1 pseudogene is annotated in these 278 nt (G+C 63.3%); it reads left to right on the plus strand.

The features are described from left to right. Window positions 1–274: pseudogene (locus KVG87_RS25805) on the plus strand (VapE domain-containing protein); the annotation flags it as partial. Window positions 275–278 lie beyond the last annotated feature (4 nt).

Here is a 278-nt window from a genome sequence, read left to right on the forward strand (position 1 = left end):
AATTCTGACCTGGCTCGAAGAGTCGCAGATCGGCGAGACCACCACCGGCAGTGAGGTGATGAGTCAGGCGCTCAAGCTCGATCCCGGCCACTGGGGCAAACCGGAGCAGATGCGCGTGGGTGCGATCCTGCATAGATTGGGCTGGCGACGGTTCCGTTTGGGCGCCCTGAGCAAGAGCGGCCAGCGGCCGTGGGCGTACAAAAAGCCGGAGGGTTGGGGCAGGGCGCCTGCGCTGGAACAACCGGAGTTTGAGGAGCCGTGCTTCGATGATTAAAGCG

Source organism: Pseudomonas siliginis, assembly GCF_019145195.1.
In the GTDB taxonomy this organism is placed as follows: Bacteria; Pseudomonadota; Gammaproteobacteria; order Pseudomonadales; family Pseudomonadaceae; genus Aquipseudomonas; species Aquipseudomonas siliginis.